Here is a 19221-nt window from a genome sequence, read left to right on the forward strand (position 1 = left end):
GGCGTTCCCCCACCTTCATCACAGTTCGGTCCGTATGATTCCTCGCGAAAACATCCGTAACATCGCCATCGTCGCTCACGTTGACCATGGCAAGACCACGCTCGTCGATCACCTGCTGCGGCAGGCGGGCACCTTCCGTAGCAACGAGCACGTCGCCGAACGGGTGATGGACTCCAACGACCTCGAGCGCGAGAAGGGCATCACCATTCTCGCGAAGAACACCGCGGTCAGCTACAAGGGCATGCAGATCAACATCATCGACACCCCGGGTCACGCCGACTTCGGTGGTGAGGTGGAGCGCGGTCTGCGCCTCGTGGACGGCGTCGTGCTGCTGGTGGACGCAGCCGAAGGTCCCCTGCCCCAGACGCGCTTCGTGCTCACCAAGGCCCTGGCCATGGGCCTGAAGACCGTGCTCGTCATCAACAAGATCGACCGCCAGGACGCTCGCGCGCCCGAGGTGCTCGACCTCGTCTACTCGCTCTATATCGACCTGGGCGCGGACGATAAGCAGCTGGAGATGCCCGTCCTCTACACGGTGGCGCGTCAGGGTCAGGCCTCCACGCAGCTGGACGTGCCGGGCAAGACGTTGGAGCCGCTGTTCGACGCCATCATCCGCCACATCCCGCCTCCGCCCGCCTCGGAGGAGAAGACGCCGCAGCTGCTCGTGGCCAACCTGGACTACGACGACTATGTGGGCCGTCTCGCCGTGGGCCGCGTGCAGGCAGGCCGGCTGACCCCCAACATGCCCGTCTCAGTCGTGCGCGAGGGGGGCAAGGTCCAGCCTGGCAAGATCGTCAAGCTGTACGGCTTCTCCGGCCTCAAGCGCGTGGAGATCGCGGACGCGGGCCCGGGCGAAATCGTCTCCATCGCCGGCATCGAGGAAGTCTCCATCGGCGACACCATCGGTGACCCCGAGAAGCCGGTGGCCCTGCCCCGCATCACCGTGGACGAGCCCACGATGATGATGATCTTCAAGGTCAACGACGGGCCGCTCGCGGGCAAGGAGGGCAAGTTCGTCACCTCCCGCAACCTGCGTGAGCGCCTCTACCGCGAGTCCTACCGCAACGTGGCCGTCCGCGTGGAGGACACCGAGACGCCTGACGCGTTCCGCGTGGTGGGCCGTGGCGAGCTCGCCCTGGCCGTCATCATCGAGAACATGCGCCGCGAGGGCTACGAGCTGACGGCCTCCAACCCGGAGCCGATCACGAAGACCATCGACGGCGTCGTCCACGAGCCCATGGAGCTGCTCTTCTGCGACGTGCCAGAGGGCAGCGTGGGCGCGGTGACGGAGCGCCTGGGGCCCCGCAAGGGCCGCATGAAGGACATGGCGAGCCTGGGCTCGGGGCGCACCCGCCTCCAGTTCCGCATCCCCGCCCGTGGCCTCATCGGCTTCCGCTCGGAGTTCCTCACGATTACGCGCGGTGAGGGCATCATGAGCAGCCAGTTCGACGGGTACGAGCCGTGGTTCGGCTACATCCCGAAGCGTCAGAACGGCGCCATGGTCTCCGACCGCCTCGGCGACACCGTGCCCTACGCGCTGTTCAGCATCCAGGAGCGCGGGTACCTCTTCGTGGGCGCCGGCACCACCGTGTACGAGGGGATGATCATCGGCGAGCACGCCCACCCCTCCGAGCTGAACGTCAACTGCTGCCGCGAGAAGAAGCTCACCAACATCCGCGCCGCCGGCCGCGACGAGAACGTCATCCTCACCCCGCCCCGCGAGATGGGGCTGGAGAAGGCGCTCGAGTGGATTGCCGACGACGAGCTGGTCGAGGTGACGCCCAAGTCCGTGCGCATGCGCAAGAAGGCGCTGGCCGTGGGCGAGCGCTACCGCGCCGAGCGCGACCGCAAGCGCGAGGAGCGCGCCGCGGGCGAGTAGTCGCTCCGGTAGGCTTCACGCTGTAACGCCAAGGGCCCGTTCCCATCTGGGAGCGGGCCCTTCGTGCGTCTGGAGGCAGGCGAGTCTCACTCCCAGAGAAAATGAGCCGCACACCGCAACCCGCGCGGGGAAGTCTCGATAATCCGGGAGTCAGGAGAAGCGGTCCGTCTGGACCACCCCCTCTCCCCCGAGGACACGCCCCATGGGAATCGGATTTCCGAAGATCAGCCTCCCCAAGATTGAGCTGCCGAAGCCGAAGCTTCCGAACCCCGTCGACGTCGTGAAGAAGGGCGTCGAGGTCGTCGGCAACGGCGCGAAGAGCGTGGGCAAGGCCGGCGCCAACGTCGTCAAGGACGGCTTCGACGTGGCGAAGACGGGCGCGAAGACCGCCGTCGACCTCACGGGCAAGGGCATCCAGGCGCAGGTGGACCTGCTCAAGGCCGGAGCCGATGTGGCGACGTCCGCCGCCAAGGCGGGGGGCCGCTTCGCCCTGGGCGCGGCCGAGGTGGCCATCGACGCGAAGAAGAAGACCCTCGACCTGGTCGGTGACGTGGCCCAGGCCGGCGGCAAGGCGGCCTTCGACGCGGTGAAGTTCGCGGCCAAGGAAGGCCTCCAGCTCGCCGACGGTCTGCAGCAGAAGGTGCACGACGCCGCGCTGGACGGCATCGACAAGGCCACCGGCCTGGACGGGAAGATCAAGGACCTGGGCCCCGGCGACAGCATGAAGCTGAGCGGCAAGGTCGGCCTGGCCCTGGAGCTGGACGTCGAGCTCAAGGGTGAGTTCGAGATCAAGCGCGAGAAGGACGGCAAGTACGTCGTCTCCGGCGAGGCCGGAGCGGGCGTGGGCCTGGGCGCGGGCGCCGCGGCGCACGTCACCGCGGGCGGCAAGGTGGAGTACAAGTTCGACAACGCCGAGGACGCCAAGAAGGGCGCGCTCATCCTCGCGGGCGCGGGTGCCACCGCCGCGAATCCGGTGCTCGGCGCCGCGCTCGCGCCGCGTCCGGATGACCTGGCCTTCCTGCAGAAGAACCTCTCGTCCGTGGAGATCAAGGCCGGCGTCGACGCCAGCGTGGACGCGTCCTTCGGCGGCGAGGTCGGCGCGGGTGCTTCCGCCGGTGCCTCCGCCGGCGCGGCGGCCTCGTCCAGCTACAAGCTGGAGTTCGAGAACGGCAAGCCCAAGGCCCTGGTCCGCACCACCGAGGTCGAGGTGTCCGGCAAGGCCGAGGCCAGCGTCGAGCTGTTCGGCAAGCTCGGGAAGCAGACCGGCACGGATGCCCAGGGCAACCCCATCAACGACTCGCTCCAGGCCTTCTCCGGCGTGTCTGGCGAGGTGAAGGGGAAGATCGCCGTGGAGACGAAGATCCCGCTCGACTCGGCCAAGGTCGGGGACTGGGCCGCCTTCGCCGCCAGCCCCACCACCGCCGCCTTCGCGGGCGCCGCGGAGACCACCATCAAGGGCGAGCTGACCGGCGACGCGGGCGACGTCGGCGTCAAGGGCGACTTCGAGCTGAGCGGCCTGAGCGGCAAGGAAGTCCAGACGGTGGCCGGCCGCCTCCTGCACGGTGACTTCGGCAACGCCCTCGACGGCGTGAAGGTCGACACCAAGGGCAGCTGGGGCACCTTCTCGGACAAGGAGCTGGGTATCGGCGTGGATGCCAAGACGGGCGGCGCCGGTGTCGAGGTCTCCGTGAATGGCCTGAAGCGCGACTACACGGAGCGCGGCTCCTTCGAGCGCAAGGCCGCCTGAGCCATTTTCCGAGCCTCGATGTAGCCATGGGAGCCGCCCGGTTCAGCACCGGCCGGCTCCCATGTGCTTTCGGGGCCCGAGACACTCAATCGCTCTCTCCTGCGCCTGAAACACAACCCAGACAGCACACCCCTCCCCGGAGGGCAGGTTGACGTCGTTCTGCTCTACACTTTAGGTTCTGGACAGTCTGGTTGATATTTTCCTCCGTACCGAGTCTTTGTCACTCGACGTCCTCTCGGAGGTCCCCCAGACGCGCCGCTCTGACGGGCTACCCCCGGCCCGCAACGGCAGTCGAGAGCCCCCTCCATGAGTGACTTGCAGACGTTTTCCCTGCCGGAGTCCGTCTCCGGGCAGCCCTCTGACATGGAATTGGCGGACCGGATGATTCGCGCGTGGAAACGCGACGGCATCTTCCAGGTCGCCATGAGCGCCGAGCAGGACGGGAAGACCGAGCGCGCGTTCGAGGTGAGCCGCCGCTTCTTCCGGATGCCATTGGAAGCCAAGGCCCGCTGCGTCAGTGATTTGACCTATAGCGGCTACATCGCGTCCGGCGAGGAAGTCACCGCGGGCGAGGCCGACTCCTCGGAGATCTTCACCGTCTGCAAGGACGTGTCGCTGGAAGACGGGCGCGTGCACGGGAGGTGGCCGTGTCACGGACCGGCGCCCTGGCCCGACGAGGACTATCGCCTGGGAATGAAGGCCTTCACCGACGAGCTGGGCTCCGTCGGAGAGCGCCTGCTGGAGCTCACGGCGCTGGGGCTGGGGCTGGAAATCAACGCGCTGACGCGGCTGACCCACGACGGCTGGCATCACATGCGCGTGCTGCGCTTCCCCGCGCTGTCGTCGAAGTCGGCGCGAGGCATTGGCGCCCATACCGACTACGGGCTGCTGGTCATCGCCGCGCAGGATGACGTGGGCGGCCTGCTCGTCCGTCCGCCGGTGGAGGGCGAGCAGCGGAACCGGAACTGGCTGCCCACCGAGAGCTCCGCCGGCATGTATGAGAATGAAGAGCCGTGGACCTTCGTCAAACCGGTGCCGAAGGTGCTCACCGTGTTCCCCGGTGACATCCTGCAATTCATTACCCACGGCCAGCTGCTCTCCACGCCGCACAAGGTCCGGCTCAACACGCGGGAGCGCTACTCGATGGCCTACTTCCACGAGCCGGCCTTCAACACCTGCGTCCGCCCGCTGCTGGGGCCTCCGAGTGGGGAGTTCATCCACTACGGCACGCACTTCACGAACATGTTCATGCGGTGCTACCCGGACCGCGTCACCACGCGGCGCATCCTCGACGAGAACCGGCTCACGACGCTCGCAGGCCTGAAGGAGGAAGCCGTGGTGGCCTCCGCGCCTGTGCGAGTGCGCCAGCGCGCCGTGGCGTAGGGGCTTAACACAATTTAACCTGTCCAATCATTGAAGTGGTTCAAGCATCTTCCCATCATGGTGGGGGACGCGGCGCTCGCGTCCCCTGGAGGTCCCCCATGATGAAGCGACGCTCGCTGTACATCCTGCTGCTCTGCAGCCTGCTGTTCGGGCTGGTCCTCGGTGCCGGCATCAACCAGTCCCTGTTCGTGATGCCGGCATGGTTCGAGTCCCCGCCCGCTTCCCTCTCGCTCATCGGCAGTCAGTCCGCGAAGTCGATGGCCTTCTGGATTCCCCTCCAGACGGCGCTGCTCGTCGCGCTGGTGGCGTCCCTCGTCCTCAACTGGCGCGTACCCGGGCGGAGGACGCTGCTGGCCGGGGCCCTGGGCGTCTACGTGCTGACGTGGCTGGTATCGGGGCTGTTCTTCGTCCCGGAGATCACCTCACTGGCGGCCGCGGCCTCGGAGGGCCCCTACGACGCGTCGCTGGCCGCGCGGGGCCACCGCTGGCTGCAGCTTTCCTGGAGCCGGCATGTGCTCCTGGCCGTGGGCTGGGTGCTCGTGGGCGGCGCCCTCGTGAAGCACGAGGTGGCGTCATGAGCGGCCCGCGCCTGCTGAAGGGAAAGGTCGCCATCGTCCTGGGCGCGAGCCGGGGCATCGGCGCGGCGACCGCGCGCACGTTCGCCGCGGAGGGCGCTTCCGTCGTCCTGGCGGCGCGGAGCGAGGACATGCTGCGGGCGCTCGCGGAGGACATTGGACGGGGCGGCGGCACGGCGCTCGCCGTCCGGACGGACCTGGGTGACGCCGCTTCCGTGGAAGCGCTGGTGACGCAGACGGTGTCCCGGTTCGGACGGCTGGATTGCGCCTTCAACAACGCCGCGGACGGGCACATGCCGGGTCCCCTGGCGACGCTGTCGGTGGATGATTTCGACCGCTCCTACGCGGTGAACCTGCGCGGGTTCTTCGTGGCCATGAAGCATGAAATCAACGCCATGCTGGCCTCGGGTGGTGGCGGCGCCATCGTCAACATGTCCTCCACCGCCGGGGTCAACGGCGTCCGGGGCATGGCCGGCTACAGCGCGACGAAGCACGCGGTGCTCGGCCTGACGAAGTCCGCGGCGCTCGACTACGCGGACCGGGGCCTCCGCATCAACGCCGTCGCGCCGGGGCCCATCCTCACCGACCGACTCCAAGCGCTTCCGGAGGAGCGGCGCGCGCCCATCGTCCGCGCGGTCCCCATGGGGCGGATGGGTGCTCCAGAAGAGGTCGCGAGGACCGTGGCGTGGCTCTGCTCCGACGCGGCGTCGTTCATCACCGGGGCCACGCTCGCCATCGACGGAGGCCGGCTGGCCGGCGCCTGACTCCACGCGAAGGTCTTGCGCAAGCGGCCTGCCTCACACGCAAGTCCTGCGTCCGCGAGGCCCGTGCGTGTCCCCTGCCCCACGGTTGTCTCGGCATGGAGGGCCGGCGCGCCTCGTGCAATCGCGTGACGCCAGGAGGCGTGCATGCGAATCGCGGTGCTGGGAGCGAGTGGCCGAACGGGGCGTCAACTGGTCTCCCAGGCGCTCGCCGAGGGCCATGAGGTGCGCGTCCTCGTGCGCAGGCCCGAGGCCCTCAGTGATTCCCATCCGCGTCTCACCGTGCTGACGGGGGATGCGGAAGACCCCACGCACATCCGCGAGCTGGTGCGCGGCGTGGACGCGGTGGTGAGCGCGGTGGGCCCGGACCGCGACGACCCGCAGGCGTGCAGCCATGTCAGCGGCGTCGTCCGCGAAGTGCTGGAGGCCGAGGGCCCCCGACGTTACGTCTACGTCTCGGGTTCGCATGTGGACATGCCGGGCGACGCGAAGGACTTCATCGGGCGCCTGGCCACGCGGGTGGGCCGTCTTTTCGGAGGGCGGATTGTCGCGGACAAACAGCGTGAGCTGGATGCACTGCGCGCGAGCAGCCTGGACTGGACAGCGGTGCGTCCCTCCCAGCTGACCCAGGGACCGAAGACTGGCAGATACCGGGTGAGCACCTTGACCCCGCCGGGAGCCTTCGTGGCCCGCGCGGACGTCGCCGACTTCATCCTCAAGGAGCTCCAGGAGCACCGCCATGGACGACAAGCTCCCTTCATCGCCCGCTGAGCAGCGCGATGATGGCCCTCCCTGCTCCAGGGTCCTCGTCACCGGGGCGCTCGGCAACGTGGGACGCGAAGTCCTGCGGGCCCTCGCGGCGCGGGGAATCGCTGCACGGGCGGCGGTCCGTTCGGTGGAGCGTGCTCGCGCGGTGCTCGGTCCGGAGGCGGATGTCGTCGCGCTGGACTTCCTGGACGCCCGCACGTTCCAGCCCGCGCTGGCGGGCTGCGATGCGCTGTTCCTGCTGCGCCCTCCGGCGCTCTCCGACGTGAAGCCCACGCTCAACCGGCTGGTGGACGTAGCCGTGGCGGGCGGCATCCGGCACATCGTCTTCCTCTCGGTGGTGGGGGCGGACATGAACAAGCTCCTCCCCCATCACGCCGTGGAGCGGCACCTGGAGCAGCAGTCGCGGACGGGCTGGACGCTGCTGCGGCCCGGTTTCTTCGCGCAGAACCTGGGGCACGCGTACCGGCGCGACATCGTCGAGGACGGGCGCATCTACGTCCCGGCGGGCAAGAGCAGCGTCGCGTTCGTCGACGTGCGCGACGTGGCCGAAGTGGCGGCCCGCGTGTTCGCCGCGCCGCGGGCCCATGCCGGCAAGGCCCATACCCTCACGGGCCCGGAGCACTTCACCTTCCTCGAGGTCGCCGAGACGCTGACGGAGGCACTCGGCATCCACGTGCGCTACCAGTCCGCCAGCATGCCCGGCTACCTGCTGCACCTCGCGCGGCGAGGGCTGCCCGCCTCGCAGGTGCTGGTCCAGACGGTGCTCCATGCGGGACTGCGCTCCGGTCAGGCCGCGCGGGTGGACCCGACGCTCACCCGGTTGCTCGGACGCCCCGGCCGCACGATGCGCGACTACGTGCACGACCATGTCTCGCTCTGGAAGACCGCGCCGGCGGCGGGCCGGAACCCGGCCCCCGGGTCCCACGCAAAAGAGGCTCGATGACCGCCACCGTCACGGAACACCTCCCTCCTGCCCCTGCACTGTCCCACGAAGAGGACAACGTGGCTCGGCGCCTGGTGGACACGCCACCGCGAGACAGCTTCCGGCCCGAGATGCTGAATGGACTCCCGCCGCCCGCCCGGGACTGGCTCGCCCACGCGATTGCCATGGGAACGCCCCTGTGGCGCACGGCGCAGCTCACCATGCACGGCACGCTCAAGGTGGGCGGGCGCTGGTGCCCCTTCGAGGCCACGCAGGTCCACGCTCCCAGCCACGGCATGCTGTGGAAGGCCCGCGCGCGGATGATGGGACTGCCCATCGTCGGCCATGACCTCTATGCCGACGGGCGCGGTGAGATGCGCTGGAAGCTGCTCGGGCTTCTGCCGGTGGTGCGCGGCGATGGCCCGGACATCGCCCGGTCCGCCCGCGGCCGGCTGGCCGGCGAAGCGGTCGCCATGGTGCCGACCTGGCTCGTGGGCCCGCACGTCACGTGGACCGCCGAGGGACCTCGCACCGCCGTGGCCCACTTCACCGTCGACCAGGAGCCCTTCGACATCCGGCTGGAATCGGGTGACGGCGGCACCCTGCGCAGCGTGAGCTTCCAGCGCTGGGGCGCGCCCCGCCCGGGAGACGCCTTCGGCCTCTACCCGTTCGGTTGCGAGATACTGGAGGAGCACACCCTGTCGGGGCTCACCGTGCCGCGCAGGATGCGCGCGGGCTGGTTCTTCGGAGGGCCGCGCTTCGAGTCCGAGGGCGAGTTCTTCCGCGCCACCGTCGACTCGCTGCGGCCCCTCTGAGGCTTCAGAACGTGTACTTCACCTTCGGGAAGATGGAGAACGCGGTGATGTTGGGCCCGATGATGTAGCGGGCCAGCAGGTCCGCGCCCACGGAGAAGTGGTCCATGCCCGTGGCGTACTCGACTCCGAAGCCCAGGCCCGCGTTCGGCGCGCTCAGGGCACGGCCCGGGTCTCCCGCTTCGGGGTCCACCGGGGCGGGGTCCAACCGCGTGTAGCCCGCCACCATCTTCGGCGTCAGGTACAGCCGGTCCATCACCTTCACGTGGTACGCCGCCGTGAGGTCCAGGAACGTCATCGTGAAGTTGTCGGAGAGCGCGCACGTCTCCGTGCCCGGCAGGTAGCCCGCGAAGCAGTTCTGCGCGGACGAGCCGAGGCCGAAGTGCGCCCCCAGCGACAACTTCTCCGTCAGGTCGTACCCCAGCCCGAGCTGCAGGTACGTCTGCGCGTTCGAATAGACGTTCTCCCCGCCGAGGGTGAAGAACACGCCGATGTCCGTCTCGGTGAAGAAGCCGCGGCGCGGCTGGAACTCCACTCCCTCCGGCGGCGTGGCCGCCAGGGCCGGAGACGACAGCAGCGCAAGCGCGGCGACTAGCTGGGACTTCTTCACGAATCCTCCCGACACGCGTGCCCCCGGTACATCCCGGGAGCGGCGCTGGACGTTAATGACGCCCCCCGCATTCCGGCAACGAGGGGCGGAAATGAAAGTGGCGTGGACCGCTTCGTCCACGCCACTAGAGAACATCTACGTTGCCGCCTCGACGCTCGGGACTACCCCTCGCCACCCTCGCCGCCACCGGCGGGCGAGAAGATCCAGGGGTACGTCACCGACACCACGCCGCCGCCCTTGGGCTCCGGGAACTTCCAGCGGCGGATGCGGGAAATCATGCACTGCTCCGCCTTGGAGCTGTTCAGCGTCGTCTCGCTGACGTTGGCGTCCGACACCGCGCCCGTGGGGTCGATGGTGAAGGCCACCGCCACCTTGCCGGCGAGGCTCGGGTCCTTGTTCAGCTCGGACTCGTAGCAGTACTTGATCTCCCCCTGGTGGCGCCGGATGACCTTGGCGATGACGTCCTTGTCGAGGCCGCCGACCACCGTCGTCTTGCCAGGGATGACCTTGGTGATGGACTTGCCGCGCCCGCCCAGGTCGATACCACCCGAGCCACCCGCGCCGCGCCCATTGCCCTGCGTACCGAGGCCGCCGATGCCCAGCGCCGTGCCGCCGCCGCCGGTGCCCGTGCCGCGAGAGCCGAGGCCACCGACGCCCTGCGCGTCACCCATGGCCGCGCCGCCCTTGAGGCCCCCCAGCGCGTTGTTGAGGCCGGTGCCGAAGCCGCCGGGGCCGAACACGTCCGAGGCCCCGCCCTTCAGCCCCTTGAACGCGCCCAGCAGGCCGACCTTGCCCACCACCTGGCGGTCCTTCTCCTTCTTGTTCTTGTCCACCACCGGCGTGCCCGGCTTGGAAGGAGCGGCCTCCGCCTGCTTCGCCTCCTCCTTGCCGAACTTGCCCTCTTCGTCCTTCGCCTTCGCGCCCTCCTCCACGCCGGTGAGCTGGAGCTTCTTCTGCTCGAGCTTCTTCTCCGGGGTGATGAGGAACTTCGCGACGCGCTGCTGGTCCTGGAAGATGTCCGTCGTCTCCGGGTGCTCCGCGCGCGGCGTGAGCGTCATCGCGAGCACGATGGCCAGGCCCGCCAGCAGGCAGATGCTGGCAATCTTGAAGAAGGTGAAGTCCGCCTCGGCCAGCGAGACCGCCGCGATGGCCTGCGACGGCCGCACGTAGCGCGCCACGAAGGACACCGTGCCGAGCGACACCTCCACGCGGTCATGCAGGCCGAGCGTGAGCACCTGCTCCTGGGCCGCCGACGCACCGGTGAGCGCGCCCGCCGCGCGCAGCGCGTCCTTGGAGCGCACGTTGCCGTGGTTGGTGACGATGAGGCCCGAGCCCGCGGGGGCACGCACCTCCAGCTTGTCGCCGCGGCTCACCGCCAGCACGTGGCGCTGGCCCACCGACGGATCGAAGACGTGGAAGAAGTTCTTCTTCCCCTCGCCGATGGTGATGGGGACGCCGTCCTTGAAGTACTGGACCTCCAGCATCTGGTCGCCCCAGAGCATGGCCACCTGGAGCACCTTCGCCTCGGGGACCGGCATGGCCTCGGGAGGCAGGGGCTCCTGGAGGTGCGGCGGCAGCGGCGGCTTCACCTTCGCCGTGGCCGCCGGAGTCACCGTCCGGGCCTGCTGGGCCGACGGGCCCACCTTGTTCGCCACCGGAGGCGCCACGGGGGGCACCACCGGAGTCACCGGCCGCTCCGTGCGCACGGAGACGCCAGACGCCGACGCCCCCATGCGGTTGCCGGAGACCGGCATCGGCACCGGCATGCGCGGCGGGTGCTGCACCGCAGGTGGTGTCACCACCTCCGGCACCGCCACCGGGGCGCGCTGAGTGAACGAGCCCTGGAAGGCCGCTCCCGTCACCTTCGCGCCCGCGGGTGCACTGCGTACGGGCTCGGCTGCTCCGAAGAGCACCTCCACCCGGGTGCCACCCATCTTCAGGACATCCCCGGGTGTGAGCGCCGTGGGGAGGACCAGTCGCTGGCCCCTCACCTCCGTGCCGCTCTCGCTGCCGAGGTCGATGGCCGTGACAGAGCCATCCTTGTCCACCTTGAGCATCACGTGGAGATTGGAAACCCGCGGATCCTGAATCTTCACCGCCGCTTGGGCGCCCGACCCCACAATGACGCTCTCCGCTTCCGACACGGCCTCAACCGTGGAGCCATCAGGCCCGGTGATTCGAAGCGTCAAGCCGTTGTTCTTCGCCGCCGCCATGAGGATTCTTCCTTCTTCCCTTCCGCTCCCGAAAACGAACAACCGCCGCCGCCCTAGAGGTTATCGACTGACTTCTGCAACTCCGGATCGAAGTTCTCCCGGACCTTGATGAGGCTCTGGAAGTCCGACTTCTTGCGGTGGAGCACGTACGAGCCTTCCGGCTTCGTCAGCTCGCCCTCCACCGCGACATCGGTGAAGTCGATCACCGTCTTCTTGCGGAAGACAGTGCGGTCCTCCTCCTGGATGACCTTCACCGAGTCCTTCGAGTTGTCCTGCGCCACCGCCACAGCCGGCGCCACCCACAGCCCCATCACCACCGCCACCGATGCCAGTCGCCTCATACCCATCCTCCAATCACTCCATCGGGTGAGACAGCGGGTCTTCCAACAGGTTCCCGCGGGTCCATTGCACAGCGCGATCCAAACCCAAGCCCCTGAATCCTAAGGAACTTGCCTGCCGCCTGCCATGTGCCGGCCCGGCAGGTGGAAAAAACTTCCACCTCCTGACCGCCACAACTGCCGTCGCTACGGCGCCTGCGTGGGCGCTGGGGCCGCGCTCGGCGCGCCCGGGGCGTTCTGCGAGGGAGCGCCAGGCGCGGCGCTCGCGGGCACCTGGGCCCCCTCCTGAGCGGGCGCCGCCGTGTCACCGGAAGGTGACGCACCGTCTCCCGTGGGAGCCGCGCCCTCGGCGGACGGCTCGCCCTGAGCAGGAGCGGCGCCTTCAGCAGGCGCCTCGCCCTGCTCCTGCGGCAGCTGGTTGAGCAGGGAGCCACCGCCGCCGGTGGCCTCGTTCTTCTTCTCGCCCTCGGCGCCGGCCGCGGCGGGCGCCTCGGGAGGCGGAGCCTTGAGCATGTTCTGCAGGCCCTGCATCTTGGCGGTGATCATCTGGCGGTCCTGGTCCGTGGTGGACTGCAGGCCCTTGCAGCGGTCGAGGAAGGCGATGGCCTTCTCCCAGCCCGCGCGGTCCGCGGCATACGCCCAGCCCGCGCCGCACACCGCCTCCGGCAGGTCCGAGCGCGAGGAGAGCACCTTCTCGAAAGTCTCTCCGGCGGCCAGGCCCTTCTTCGGGTCCGTCCCCTTCTGTCCGTCCAACGCCCACGCGAGGTAGAGGCGCGCCTCCGCGGAGTCGGGCTCGAGCTCCGTCACCTTGGTGAAGGAGCGCTCGGCGCCCGCGTAGTCGCGGTAGCTCAGCGCCATGGCGCCGAGGTTGAGGTAGCCCGGAGCGAACTTCTCGTCGAGCGACACCGCCTTCTGGAACTGGGCGAGCGCGCGTGCGCGGTCCTCCAGCTTCAGGGAGATCATCCCGAGCAGGTTGTAGATGGCCGGGTCCTTCTCCGCGTGCTTCACGGCGGTGCCGGCCAGCAGCTCCGCGAGCCGGAACTGGCCGCGCGCATACGCCACCTGCGCCAGGTTCTTGTACGCCTCCGGGTTGTCCTTGCTGCGCACCAGCACGCGGCGGGCGGCGGCCTCGGACTCGTTCAGCTTCCCCGCCACGCGGTACGTAATCGACAGGCTGTTGAGCAGCGAGGCGTCGAACTCGCGGCCCGGCTGCTTCAGCGCCTTGTCGAGCACCGCAATCGCGTCATCGGCGCGCCCCTGGTTGCGGTGCATCACCGCCAGGTTGACGGCGGACGGCACGTGGCCCGGGTCCAGGAGGAGCACCTTCTCGTAGGCCACCCGCGCGTCGCCGGTGCGGCCCTGACGCTCGGCGATGACGCCCAGGTTGAACTGCGCGTTGAGGCTGCGCGGGTCCTTGGCGAGCGCCTTCTCGAAGCCCTGGCGTGCGCTGTCGAGGTCACCCGCCTCATAGGCCTGGAGCGCCGCGGCGAACAGCTCCGAGGAGGTGCCGTCCTTCGGCGCGGGCGCCTGCACCGGCTGCGGCGCGGGCGGAGCCTGCTCGGGCTTCTGGGCGGACGCGGCCGAGGGGGCCGGTGTCTCCGGAAGCACGGAGGGCTTCGTCTGGGGCCCCGACGCGCACGCGGCGGTGAAGGCCAGCGAGCCAGCGAGGAACGAGCGGAACCATTTCATCTGCGTCTTCCCTGTCCCTGCATGAAAGAAGTTGAAGCGGTTGCGCGTCACGGCAGCACCTCCCCGAGCGAGGCGGTGGGCGCGGGCGCCTGCTCCTGCGTGGAGGGCGCCTGCTGGGCCGGGTCCGCGGGCGCGGCCTTTCCGGCCGGCTGCGCGGGCGTCCCGGGCTCCGTGGCCGCCGGAGCGGGCGTCACCGAGGCCTCGGCCGTGCCGTCCGGCGCACGCGCCAGGTCGGCGCGGGCCATGGAGTCACTGGTGCGGTACTCCACCGGCCGCACCTGCGCGTAGGAGCCGGGGCGGTAGCGGTTCACCTGGTCCTGCGCGGCCAGCGTCCACGGGCTGTAGACGCCCAGCTCGTAGGCCTTGTCGAGCGCCTTCTCCAGCGCCTCGGTGGCCTTGTCCTCCAGCGGCAGCGCCAGGTTCTCCAGCTCCCCGCGGTACATGGCGAGCTGGTCCTCGTCGAGCCCCTGCGGGTCCGGCGAGTCCATGATGTTCTTCGCGAAGTCCGCGTACGCGAGGCCGATGCGCGTGAGCGCCGCGATGCCCCACTCACCCGAGCCCGTGGCGAGCACCGCGAGGTACTCCTTCTCCACGCGCTGGATTTCCTTCTGCTTCGCGGTGAGGTCCCTGCGGATGGTCGTCACCCGCGAGAACTTGATGTCCGTGTAGCGCTTCCACGCCGGCTCCAGCGCCAGGAAGCGCACGTGGCCGTAGGCGTTGAGCACCGCCACGTCCTTGCGCGCGGCCTCGGGCAGCTTGTTCCAGGAGCGCACCAGCTCCGCCTGCACGCGCTCCTGCTCCCGCGCGTTCTTCAGTTGCTGGTACGCGAGCAGCTCGTGGTAGCGCGCCAGGTACAGCTGCGGCGCGGCGGCGCGCGAGTCGCGGCCGTACGTCTCCGCGAAGGAGCCGAAGGCCTTCGCCGCCTCGCTCCACTTCTTCTCCTTCTCCCAGACGTTGGCGATGGCGAAGGCCACCTGCGGCACGTCCTTGCGGTCCTTGAAGCGCGTGACGTAGGCGTTGTACGCGGACACGGCCTTCTGCGGCTCGCCCGCGCCCTCCCACCAGACGCCGGCGTTGAACTGCGCGTCCGCCACCCACGTCCCGGCCTCGTCCACCAGCGCCTTGCGCTCGGCGGTGCGCTGAGCGCGCTTGGAGTCCGCGTCCTCCACGGCGCCCGGCACGTCGTCCCTCTTCGCCGTGGCCTTGCGCTCCTTCGCCTTCTTCGACTCGGCGTCGCGCGCCTTCATGGAGGCGTCGTACTCGGTGATGAAGGACTCGGCCATGGTGGCGGCCTTGCGGTACTCGGCCACCTTCTCGTAGAGGCCGGCCAGCGAGTAGCGCGCCTTCAGCTCGAAGTTGCTGCGCGGGTACTCCTTGAGGAAGCGCTCACCCGCTTCGATGCCCTTGTCGATTTCACCCGCCTCCTGCGCAATCACCATCACGTAGGTGAGCGCGCGGTCGGCGTTGTCCGACCTGGGGAACTCGGAGACGAACTTGAGGAACTCCTCGGCGGCCTTCTTCGGGTTCTTCTCCTTCTTGTAGACGACCTCGTCCACCCACTTGTAGTGGCTGCCCTCCACCACGCGGGAGACGCGGGTGGCGAAGTCCGTGCCGGGCTTGGACAGCCGCTTGTTGGCGAGGAACTTCCGCGACAGCGTGCTCAGCTCGAACCACTCCTCGCGGCTCTCGAGCACGTACATGGTGAGGTCGGCCGCGTCACGCGAGCGCCGCTCCTCGGGGTACTTCTCGATGATTTCGCCGAAGCGCCGGGCCGCGTCCACGAAGTGGCTGCGGTCGTAGAGGATGACGGCCGCCTGGTAGCGCAGGTCGATTTCGTCCTGCGTGTCCGGGTACAGCTTCACGTAGATGTCGCACGCAGAGACGAGGCGCTCCTCGAACTTCGTGAGCTTCTCCTCCTCACGCTCCTTCGCGTCGCGCTTGACGATCTTCTGCTTCGCGACGTCGCCCTTGTCCTTCTTCTCGTCGACCTTCTGGCCGTCCTTGAGGTCGCTCCTGGCAAGCTGACCCCGTTCAATCTTCACCAGCTTGTCGTAGGCGAGGATGGCGTTGTACGCGGCGCTCTTGCGGTAGGTCTCGTTGGAGACCTCGCGTGCCGTGTCGCGGTCCGGAATCTTGAACGCCACCACCGCGTCGTACTCGGCGGCGGCGGCCTGCCACTCCTCGAGGGCCCAGAGGATTTCCGCGTAGAAGAAGCGGATGTTGAAGGCGGAGTCCGCGACGAACTCCGGGTTGGAGCTGGAGGCGAACGCGTCCACGTACTGCTTGTAGATGTCGCGCGCGAGCCGGTAGGTCTCCACCTGGCGCGTCTTCTGCGCCTCCTGGTGGTACTCCGTCACCATGACGCGCATGGCCTCTTCGGTGACGTTGAAGGCGTTGCGCAGGACGGTGGCCTGCTTCTCGTTGGCCGTCCACCACTCGCCACCGGGGCTGTAGAGGTCCACCATCCGCTTCATTTCCTTGCGGACCTGCTGGCGCTGGCGGAGTCCCTCGTAGGCGCGGACGATGGCCTGCTGGTACTCGGGCGCGTTGGCGCCCATGGGCTCGTCGTCCACGAGCGTGCGGTAGGTGAGGATGGCGCTGTCGAAGTGGCCCGCGTCCACCAGGCCCGCGGCCGTCTTGGCGATGAGGCGGCCCTGCCGCTTCGTGGGAGCCTTCTGCTTGAAGTAGGTGATGGCCTCCTTCGGCTGGTCCATCTGCACGTAGAAGACGGTGAGGTCGTTGAGCGCCTCGGTGCGCAGGTCGCCCAGCTCCTCCTTCTTCGAGGAGTAGTCCACCACCTCGTGGAGCTTCTTCAGGCCCTCCGCGTAGTCACCGGTGTTGTAGTCACACCAGGACAGCTTGTAGATGGCGTACGCGTAGATCTTCGGAACGCCGGAGTCGCGCGCCTTCTCGTAGTTCTGCTTGGCGGGGATGAGCTTGTTGTTCTCGAAGTAGTGGTTGCCGAGCTGGATGTACGCATCCGGCACGAACTCCGACTTCGGGAAGTCCTTGATGAGCTCCTCGTAGCGGGCCACGGCGGCGTCGCGGCGGCCGAGCTCGTAGAGGTTGTAGCCCATGGAGAAGAGGATCTCGTCGCGCTGGGGGTACTTCGGGTACGCGCGGAGGATGTCCTCGTAGATGGCCATCGTCTCCGCGCGGTAGCGCTCGCTCTCCTTGTGGTCCTGCTGCGGCTCCGCGGCCTTCTCACCGCGCGCCACGGCGGCGTCGTACTTCTTCTCCGCCGCGAGGAAGCGGTCCATCTCCAGGCGGTAGAGGTACTGGGACTTCTCCCAGTACAACTCCGACAGGCGGCTGAGCATCTCCGCCTTCTGCATGTTGTCGTCGTGCAGCTTGGAGACGAGGCGCTTGAGGGCCTCAATCGCCTCGTCGCGCTTCTTGTCCGCGAGCGCGTCCTTCTTCGAGTCCGCGATGCGGGGGATGTCCGCGAACTTCGCCGTGGCGGGCTTCACCCGCGCGGGGCCCTTGCGCACGTCCTCGGGCGCCACGCCGGGCGGAGGGGCCTTGGCCTCCTCCTGCTTCGCGGCCTTCTTGTCGGACGCCTTGCCCTTCTCCCGAGCACCCGGGGTCTTCGACGCCGACGCCGAGGCGGGCTTCTTCACCGCCCTGCGGGCCGGCGATTCCGCCGCCTCTCCCACCCCACCGGCGGCGAGCGCGACACCTACCGCCAGCGCACCGAAACGAAGAACCACCTTCATGCGAGCTCCTGCCGTGAAGCCGACCCGGCAACCGGGCGATCAGACACCCATTGACGAGGGACGACGGAAAGTAGACGCGCCCTCCCAGAATGAGAAGTGGCGTGGAACGACTCTTGCGGCCCGTAACTCATTGTCTGGCAATAGCTTCTTCCAGTGCCCGACAACGACGAAGGGGGCGGCCCCGGCGCCAACTGCGCGCGGAGGCGGCCCCCTCGTGGGTACGACCGTGGGCGACAGCGGCCCATGTGTGTCTATTGTTGCTGCTGCGTGGATTCTGCCGTCTTCGCCGGGCAGCCGCGCTTCAGCGTGTATTGATAGTAACCAATCTCGTCGATCCAGAACTCGCCCTGGAACTTCCAGTAGTTGTAGTTCGCGCCCGGCATCTTCGGCCGGTAGAGCGACTGGCGCGTCAGCAGCGCCTTCTGGTCCACGCCGGCCTGGAGCAGGTCCTTCTCGTCCAGCGCCGTCTGCACGCGGATGATTTCGGCCTGGTCGGAGAAGGTGCGCAGGTTGTCCGCCGCCTCGCGGATGCGGCTCTTGGCCAGGGTGCCGCCGACCTGGAGCAGCGTGCCGCGAATCTCCTCGAGCGAGCCCATCGTCTGGGCCGCCATGGGCGAGCCGCGCCAGCCGCCGCCGCTGAGCGTGCGCTTCTCCTGGTCCACCTGGTCCAGCATCCGCATCACCTCGCGGATGCGCTCGTTGTTGCGCAGCCACAGGTACACCGGGCGCGGCAGCCGGCGGTTCTCCGCGGCCACCAGGTTGTAGGCCTGCACCAGCTGCACGTCGTCGCCGGTGAACGGGTCGAGCTGCTTCGCCATGGGGCCGTAGAGCTCGTCGAAGGCCGCCAGCGTGGTCTTCACCTCGTCGTAGAGACAGGAGTAGTAGTAGACGGTCGCCTTCAGAATCCACGACTCGGGCTGGAAGGCGCCCTCGAACTGGGGCGCGTGGAGCGCCTGGAGGCTGCCCAGCGCGCCGCCGAAGTCCTCGTTCTGGAAGCGCGCGAAGCCGTTCTCGAAGAGGGCCTGGTCCCAGTAGCGAGCGTAGCGGGGCACGCGCTCGTAGGCGGCGGTGGCCTCCGCCTGCTCGCCGCGGCGGTAGTGCAGCCGGCCCAGGCTGAGCAGCGCCAGGTGCTGGGTGGGCTTGAGCTCCACCTGCGGCTCCTTCGCGGACAGCACCGCGTTGAAGGCGGACAGGGCCTCCTTGTCCAGCGCGTCGCCCTCACCGGGACGGCCGGGGAAACGCGGGTCCGACAGGACGACGCCGAGCAGGTAGCGCGCCTTGGCGTAGACGCGGCTGTCCTTCGGGACGGCCTCGAGCAACTGGCGCGCCTCCTCGAAGCGGCCCTTGCGCTGGCTCACCGTGCCCACCAGGTAGTTGATGCGGGCGAGCACCTCCTTGGGCAGCGTCACCCACCTGTCGCGCACCTCGTCGGTGTACGCCTGGTTGAGGATGCTGGGGATGAGGTTCTGCTCGTCCAATTGCTGCTGCATGTCGACGAGCCCCTCCACCGCCTTGAGGTACGAGGGGTGCGAGGGCCCGGCGTTGACGATGGCCGCGTAGGAGATGAAGGCGGAGACGGGCAGGCCCTTCTTCGCGAGCGACTGCGCGAGGAAGTACTCCGACTTGCCCTTCACGTCGGCGTCGGCGGCGCCCTCGGAGAGCTGGAAGAAGAGGGGCGCGGCGGTGTCGAAGTCGCCGGCGTTGAAGGCGGCCAGCGCGCGGTTGTAACCGCCCACGTCCTGCTGGGCGAACACCGCGAGCGGCGCCAGGACGACGAAGAAGCTGAGCAGTCGTTTCATGGCGAGGAG

General features: G+C 68.8%; 14 protein-coding genes. 8 read left to right on the forward strand and 6 right to left on the reverse strand.

Annotated features, from left to right (window positions below; genetic code table 11):
- Positions 1–34: 34 nt before the first annotated feature.
- The 8 genes from typA (at position 35) to OV427_RS00445 (ending at position 8850) form a co-directional block, all read left to right on the forward strand.
- Positions 35–1879, forward strand: a complete 1845-nt coding sequence (gene typA / locus OV427_RS00410) for a translational GTPase TypA (protein WP_267854142.1) — start codon at positions 35–37, stop codon at positions 1877–1879.
- Between the two features lie 202 nt (positions 1880–2081).
- Positions 2082–3626 carry a hypothetical protein gene (locus OV427_RS00415; protein ID WP_267854143.1) on the forward strand — a complete coding sequence of 515 codons (1545 nt, stop codon included), beginning with the start codon at positions 2082–2084 and terminating at the stop codon, positions 3624–3626.
- A gap of 306 nt (positions 3627–3932) precedes the next feature.
- Positions 3933–5009 carry a 2-oxoglutarate and iron-dependent oxygenase domain-containing protein gene (locus OV427_RS00420; protein WP_267854144.1) on the forward strand — a complete coding sequence of 359 codons (1077 nt, stop codon included), beginning with the start codon at positions 3933–3935 and terminating at the stop codon, positions 5007–5009.
- Between the two features lie 98 nt (positions 5010–5107).
- A complete protein-coding gene (locus OV427_RS00425; protein WP_267854145.1) occupies positions 5108–5587 on the forward strand; it encodes a DUF1772 domain-containing protein in 480 nt (159 codons plus the stop codon).
- Positions 5584–6348, forward strand: coding sequence for an SDR family NAD(P)-dependent oxidoreductase (locus OV427_RS00430; protein WP_267854146.1), 765 nt, complete (start codon positions 5584–5586; stop codon positions 6346–6348). The genes OV427_RS00425 and OV427_RS00430 overlap by 4 nt, the downstream gene beginning before the upstream one ends.
- A 144-nt stretch (positions 6349–6492) precedes the next feature.
- On the forward strand, positions 6493–7116 hold the full coding sequence (locus tag OV427_RS00435; protein ID WP_267854147.1) for an NAD(P)-dependent oxidoreductase: 624 nt from the start codon (positions 6493–6495) through the stop codon (positions 7114–7116).
- On the forward strand, positions 7085–8056 hold the full coding sequence (locus OV427_RS00440; RefSeq protein WP_267854148.1) for an NAD(P)H-binding protein: 972 nt from the start codon (positions 7085–7087) through the stop codon (positions 8054–8056). Before OV427_RS00435 ends, OV427_RS00440 begins: the two co-directional genes overlap by 32 nt.
- 59 nt (positions 8057–8115) lie before the next feature.
- Positions 8116–8850, forward strand: a complete 735-nt coding sequence (locus OV427_RS00445; RefSeq protein WP_267854149.1) for a DUF6544 family protein — start codon at positions 8116–8118, stop codon at positions 8848–8850.
- A gap of 4 nt (positions 8851–8854) precedes the next feature.
- On the opposite strand, the gene cglE is transcribed toward OV427_RS00445, so the two are convergent.
- From cglE to OV427_RS00475, 6 genes are all read right to left on the reverse strand, one after another.
- On the reverse strand, positions 8855–9457 hold the full coding sequence (cglE, locus tag OV427_RS00450; protein WP_267854150.1) for an adventurous gliding motility protein CglE: 603 nt from the start codon (positions 9455–9457) through the stop codon (positions 8855–8857).
- Between the two features lie 161 nt (positions 9458–9618).
- The gene (locus OV427_RS00455; protein ID WP_267854151.1) at positions 9619–11670 is read right to left on the reverse strand and encodes an AgmX/PglI C-terminal domain-containing protein; all 2052 of its coding nucleotides are present in this window, start codon (positions 11668–11670) and stop codon (positions 9619–9621) included.
- A 53-nt stretch (positions 11671–11723) separates the two neighbouring features.
- On the reverse strand, positions 11724–12011 hold the full coding sequence (locus OV427_RS00460; protein ID WP_267854152.1) for a hypothetical protein: 288 nt from the start codon (positions 12009–12011) through the stop codon (positions 11724–11726).
- A gap of 183 nt (positions 12012–12194) precedes the next feature.
- Positions 12195–13697 carry a tetratricopeptide repeat protein gene (locus tag OV427_RS00465; protein WP_267854153.1) on the reverse strand — a complete coding sequence of 501 codons (1503 nt, stop codon included), beginning with the start codon at positions 13695–13697 and terminating at the stop codon, positions 12195–12197.
- A gap of 47 nt (positions 13698–13744) precedes the next feature.
- Positions 13745–17413 (reverse strand): tetratricopeptide repeat protein, encoded by a 3669-nt coding sequence (locus OV427_RS00470; protein ID WP_267854154.1) that lies wholly within the window; start codon positions 17411–17413, stop codon positions 13745–13747.
- 251 nt (positions 17414–17664) lie between these two features.
- Positions 17665–19212 carry a tetratricopeptide repeat protein gene (locus OV427_RS00475; RefSeq protein WP_163989193.1) on the reverse strand — a complete coding sequence of 516 codons (1548 nt, stop codon included), beginning with the start codon at positions 19210–19212 and terminating at the stop codon, positions 17665–17667.
- Positions 19213–19221: the final 9 nt, after the last annotated feature.

It is taken from the genome of Pyxidicoccus sp. MSG2, from assembly GCF_026626705.1.
Lineage (GTDB): Bacteria > Myxococcota > Myxococcia > Myxococcales > Myxococcaceae > Myxococcus.